Here is a 5,525-nt window from a genome sequence, read left to right as displayed (position 1 = left end):
CAGCAGCGCAGCGCCCCCGCGCCACTGCCGCGCGTACAACAAGGTACGGTAGTACCCGCACCGCTGGGACAGCAGACGCCCTCGCAGCTGCCGCCACAACGGGCTGCCGTGGTGGCCAGCCCCCTGCCCCCGTCCGCGCCGCTCTTGGTGCGCGACGAGGCGCCCATGGCGCCGCCCTATGGCGATGCGGTGGCCGCGCGGTTCCCCAACCCTTCTGTGGTCTACAGCACACCCGGCCTGGGTGCCGACCGCAGGGCCTTCACCACCAATGCCGAGCTGGGCCAATGGCTGCGCGGGCTGAGCGACGGCGTGCCCCGTGGCGGCACACGCGCGCAGTTGCTGCAGATTGGCACCTCGCAACGCGGCGAGCCCATCCAGGGCCTGCTGCTCACCCGTGCCGCAGGCACAGACCCTGCCAGCCTGGACAAGAGCGGCCGCCCCACCGTTGTGCTGATCGGCCAGCAGCATGGCGACGAACCCGCAGGCAGTGAGGCACTGCTGGTCATCAGCCGTGAGCTGGCCCAGGGCCTGCTCGAGCCGCTGCTGGACCGCATCAACGTGGTGGTGGTGCCCCGCGCCAACCCCGATGGCGCCGAGGTGGGCACCCGCGTCACAGCCAACGGCGTGGACCTGAACCGCGACCACCTGTTGCTCAACACGCCCGAGGCCCGCGCCATTGCGCAGGTCATCAACGACTACCGCCCCATCCTGGTCGTGGACGCCCATGAATACACCGTGGTGGGCCGCTATCTGCAGAAGTTCAACGCCATCCAGCGCTACGACGCACTGCTGCAATACACCACCACTGCCAACTATCCGGAGTTCCTCACCAAGGCATCGCAGGAATGGTTTCACCAGCCCATGGTGGCAGCCCTCAAGGCCCAGGGCCTGACGAGTGACTGGTACTACACCACCTCGACCAACCTGCAGGACAAGCGCATCTCCATGGGGGGCACTCAGCCCGACACGGGGCGCAACGTCCATGGCCTCAAGAACACGGTCAGCCTGCTGATCGAGACCCGTGGGGTGGGCATTGGCCGAATGCACATCCAGCGCCGCGTGCATGCCCAGGTCACCGCCATCACCAGCGCGCTGCGGACCACCGCCGAGCGGGCGGCCAACCTGGAGCAGGTACGCTCGTTCGTGGCCCGCGACGTCAGCGCCCTGGCCTGCCGCGACCAGGTGGTTATTGAAGCGGAGGCCACGCCCACCCAGCGCGACCTGGAATTTCTGGACCCCGAGACCGGCGCCGATCGCAGCATTCGCGTGGACTGGAACTCATCGCTGACGCTGCGCAACACCAAGGTGCGTGCGCGGCCCTGCGGCTATTGGCTGTCGGCAGAAGCCAGCGGTGCAGTGGAACGCCTGCGCCAGCTGGGCATCCAGGTCATGCGGGTGGCAGAGCCAGGTTCTGTCCTGGCCGAGAGCTACCGCGAAACCGCGCGCGAAGCCGGCAACCGCCAGGACGTGATCGGCACCATTGCTGGCGGCGGGGACATCGTTCGCGTGCAGGTGTCCACACTGCGCAGCGCCATCGACGCACCCGCTGGCAGCTTCTATGTGCCGCTGAATCAGCCGCGTGCGAACCTGGCCGTGGCTGCGCTGGAGCCCGACACGCAGAACAGCTACTTTGCCAACCACCTGATCCAGGACCTGGGCCAAAGCGCCCGCGTGATGGCCGTGCCATCGCTGGTGTTTGAAGAAACAGATTGATCAGTGCCTTGCGGCAGGTCGCTGCATGGCGCGAGGCTGAGGTCTGCGTTCTTGGCGGGGGCAGATGGGACGCTCCGTGAGGACGCTGCCCGGATGCTGCGCTGCGACTGTGGCTGCAGTCGCAATTTCGCTATCAATTCAATAGCTATTTAGGCATATTCTTCTCGCGCTACAGACAGATTTCTTTCAAATCATGCCGGTCCATGCAGTGGCGCAGGCCGCGTGGCGCGGGTCTGGCGGTCCCGGGCACGCTCCAGCACATGGCGTGCCATGGCCTGTGCCAAGGCATCTTCTGCCAGGAACACCTGGGCATGGCTGCATTCCTGCACCAGCCGCTGGGCCTCGTCCTCGTTGTGGCTGCGCACCACGATGTCGATGCCCGGGTTCAGAGTCTGCGCCGTCTCGATCATCTGGCGCACCTGCAGCGCGTCCGGGGTAGCCACCACCAGCATGGCGGCCCGTGCAATGTGGGCCTGGATCAGCACGGCAGGCTCCACCGCGTCACCAAACACGGCGGCCACGCCATCGGCCCGCAAGGCTTCCACGAGCTCCCGGTTCTGCTCCGCCACCACAAACGGAATATCGTTGGCCGCCAGCGTTGCCGCCACACGCCGCCCTACCCGGCCATACCCCACCAGAACCACCTGCCGCGCGAGGTAACGCGAATCGGTGCTGGTGGGCAGTTCGGCCAAAGGGTCATCCCGCTGCTCCAGCCGCCGTGCAAGCGCCGATCGGGCGCGCAGCCAGCCCTGCAACGGTGCAATGGCATGGAACAACAACGGGTTGAGCGCCATGGAGAACAGGGCCCCCGCCAATACCAAGCTGGCCCCCTCTGGCGGCAGCAGCCCCAACGAAGAACCCAGTGCGACCAGAATGAACGAGAACTCACCAATCTGCGCGAGGCTGGCCGATACGGTGAGCGCTGTGTTGAGCGGGTAACGGAACGCCAGCACCAGGCCCGCAGCGGCCACCGTCTTGCCCAGCATGATGATGGCGACCACTGCCAACACTTGCAGTGGGCGCTCCCACAAGACGGCGGGGTTGAAGAGCATGCCGACCGACACGAAAAAGAGTACGGCAAAGGCATCGCGCAAAGGCAGCGACTCATGCGCAGCGCGGTGGCTGAACTCGGACTCGCGCATCACCATGCCGGCAAAGAAGGCCCCGAGCGCAAACGATACGCCAAACAGCTCAGCCGACCCGAACGCAATGCCCACCGCTGCGGCCACCACGCACAGCGTGAACAACTCACGCGAGCCTGTGCGAGCCACCTGCCACAACAGCCAGGGAAACAGTCGGCGCCCGACCAGCAGCATCAGCACCACAAACGCACCGACCTGCAGCAGGGTCCAACCCAGCGTGCGCCAGAGCTGCGCAGCATCCAGGTCGGCCCCGGTGCCGCCTCCCAGCCATCCGCCCAGCGGGGGTAGCAGCACCAGTACCAGCACCATGGCGAGATCCTCCACCACCAGCCAGCCCACTGCGATGCGTCCGGTGTAGCTGTCCAGAATCCCCAGGGTCTCCAGCGCACGCAACAGCACCACCGTGCTGGCCACCGACAGTGCCAGACCAAAAACCAGGGCACCACCCATGCCCCAGCCCCACCACAGGGCCAACGCCATACCCAGCGACGTCGCCACGATCATCTGCACCACAGCACCCGGCACGGCAATCTTGCGCACGGCCAGGAGGTCGCCCCACGAGAAATGCAGGCCCACGCCAAACATCAGCAGCATCACACCAATCTCCGCCAGCTGGCTGGCCAGGGCCGCATCTGCGACAAAACCGGGAGTGAACGGGCCGATGGCCACCCCTGCCAGCAAGTACCCCACCAATGCTGGCAGCCGCAGACGGGCGGCCAGAAAGCCCAGCACCAACGCCAGGCCCAAGGCGGCAGCAATGGTGTGGATCAGCGTGACGCTGTGTGGCATGGGCAAATGCTCCAGTGAGGGGGGCAGTCAAGGGGGATGGCCCGGTTATAACCGCATCACCATCCCGGCAGCAAAATCGCCCCTGCGGCAGCGCCAAGAGCAGGGGCCAGGGCGGGTATGATTAGCGTCCTGCGTTACGCAGATGCGGACACTCCGCAAGCCCGTCCGGCCACACAGCCGGCCAACATCCATCTGCCCGTAGCTCAACTGGATAGAGCAATAGCCTTCTAAGCTATAGGTCGGGGGTTCGAGTCCCTCCGGGCAGGCCAAAACAGACCTCCACACAGTCTCACAACCTCTCAGAACCCGCACGTTTCCTAGCGTTGCGGGTTTTTTGTTGTCTCAGGCCATTTCACTACGTACCATGAGATACCGTCAAAAAAACGGTATCTCTGACGGTATCTCTGAAGTACCGCACCCCAGATACCGTTAGCAGGGGAAGCAATGGCACTCACAGACACATTCGTTCGACAGGTGAAGCACAGCGGCAAAGCCAGCGGAGACAAGTACGCCGATGGCGGGGGCATGTACCTGCTGGTCAAGGCCAGCGGCAGGTACTGGCGCATGGACTACACCCACGCAGAAAAACGCAAAACACTTGCATTAGGCGTGTACCCCGAAGTCTCTCTAGCCAAAGCCCGAAAGCGCCGTGACGACGCCCGCGAACTCCTGGCCGAAGGACTCGACCCCAGCGCAGCCAAGAAGGCCGAAAAGCTGGCAACCCGCGTAGCCGCAGCCAACACCTTTGAAGCGGTGGCCCGCGAATTCCACGCCACCCAGGCCAGCGGCTGGAGCCCCCGCTACGCGGCACGGTGGATCGAGCGCATGGAGAAAGACCTGTTCCCGCACATCGGCAAGCTAACCCTGCCCGCCATCACCGCGCCCGTGCTGCTAGACGCACTGCGCAAGGTAGAGAAGCGCGGCGCCAACGAAACCGCCCACACCCTGCGCCAGACCGCTGGGCAGGTGTTCCGTTACGGTGTGCAGACCGGGCGCTGCGAGCGCAGCCCCGTGACTGACCTGCACGGCGCATTGAAACCTATCGTGGTCAAGCACATGGCTGCCGTGCTGGAACCTGCCAAGGCGGGCGAGCTGTTGCGGGCCATTGATGGATACACCGGCCAGCCTATGACCAAGGCGGCGCTGGCACTGTCTGCCCTGCTCTTTCAGCGCCCCGGCAACATCCGGCAGATGGAATGGGCGTGGATCGACTTCGACAAGGCCCTGCTGACCATTCCATCCCAGGACATGAAGCGGCGGCTGGCGCAGAAGCTCAACGGCAGGCCGCACTTTGTGCCCCTGGCCCCGCAGGCCATCGCCATCCTGAAAGAGCTGCAGCCCCTCACCGGCCATGGCCGCTATGTGTTCCCCAGCCTGCGCACCGGCGAACGGGCCATGAGCGACAACACCATCAATGCAGCCCTTCGGCGCATGGGCTTTGCCTCCGACGAAATGAGCGCACACGGGTTTCGGGCGATGGCGCGGACGCTGATGATTGAGCGCATCCACGGCATATCCGCCGATGTGATCGAAGCACAACTGGCGCACGGCAAATCCGGGCCTCTGGGGGCAGCCTATGACCGCGCGGAATTCATGGAGCAGCGGCGCAGGATGATGAAAGAGTGGGCTGACTATCTGGACAAGCTGCGCAAAGGGGCCGATGTGATCCCCTTGCATAGCGCGGCCTGATTCAACGCTGACCGATTCGCCAGCCCTAGGCTGATCCCCGACAAACCGTTTCCCCTGACGGGCTGGGCTGGCACCTTTTTAGGGAGCACAAGGGAGTGGGCTGCTGCCGGTTCCGTTGACACCGACCTAAGCTTCTTGAGCTTTCTCGAACTGTACGGGACTGAGATAGCCGAGCGTCGAATGCCGGCGCGT

The 5,525-nt window shown here is 64.9% G+C and carries 3 protein-coding genes and 1 tRNA gene; 3 read left to right on the top strand and 1 reads right to left on the bottom strand.

Annotated elements, in window-relative coordinates; genetic code table 11:
• On the top strand, positions 1-1,713 hold a 1,713-nt coding region (locus DBR23_RS17950), incomplete at its 5' end, for a M14 family zinc carboxypeptidase (RefSeq protein ID WP_369882131.1).
• 191 nt (positions 1,714-1,904) lie between these two features.
• Here DBR23_RS17950 and ybaL read toward each other — a convergent pair.
• A complete protein-coding gene (ybaL, locus tag DBR23_RS17945; RefSeq protein ID WP_108499129.1) occupies positions 1,905-3,644 on the bottom strand; it encodes a YbaL family putative K(+) efflux transporter in 1,740 nt (579 codons plus the stop codon).
• A 192-nt stretch (positions 3,645-3,836) separates the two neighbouring features.
• On the opposite strand from ybaL, the gene DBR23_RS17940 reads away from it, so the two are divergent.
• A tRNA-Arg gene (locus DBR23_RS17940) sits at positions 3,837-3,913 on the top strand.
• A 175-nt stretch (positions 3,914-4,088) separates the two neighbouring features.
• Positions 4,089-5,333: an integrase arm-type DNA-binding domain-containing protein gene (locus DBR23_RS17935; protein ID WP_108499128.1), complete on the top strand. Its 1,245-nt coding sequence runs from the start codon at positions 4,089-4,091 to the stop codon at positions 5,331-5,333.
• Positions 5,334-5,525: the final 192 nt, after the last annotated feature.

Source organism: Acidovorax sp. HMWF018, assembly GCF_003061035.1.
Lineage (GTDB): Bacteria > Pseudomonadota > Gammaproteobacteria > Burkholderiales > Burkholderiaceae_C > Acidovorax > Acidovorax delafieldii.
This window is presented reverse-complemented; position numbering and strand designations above follow the sequence as displayed.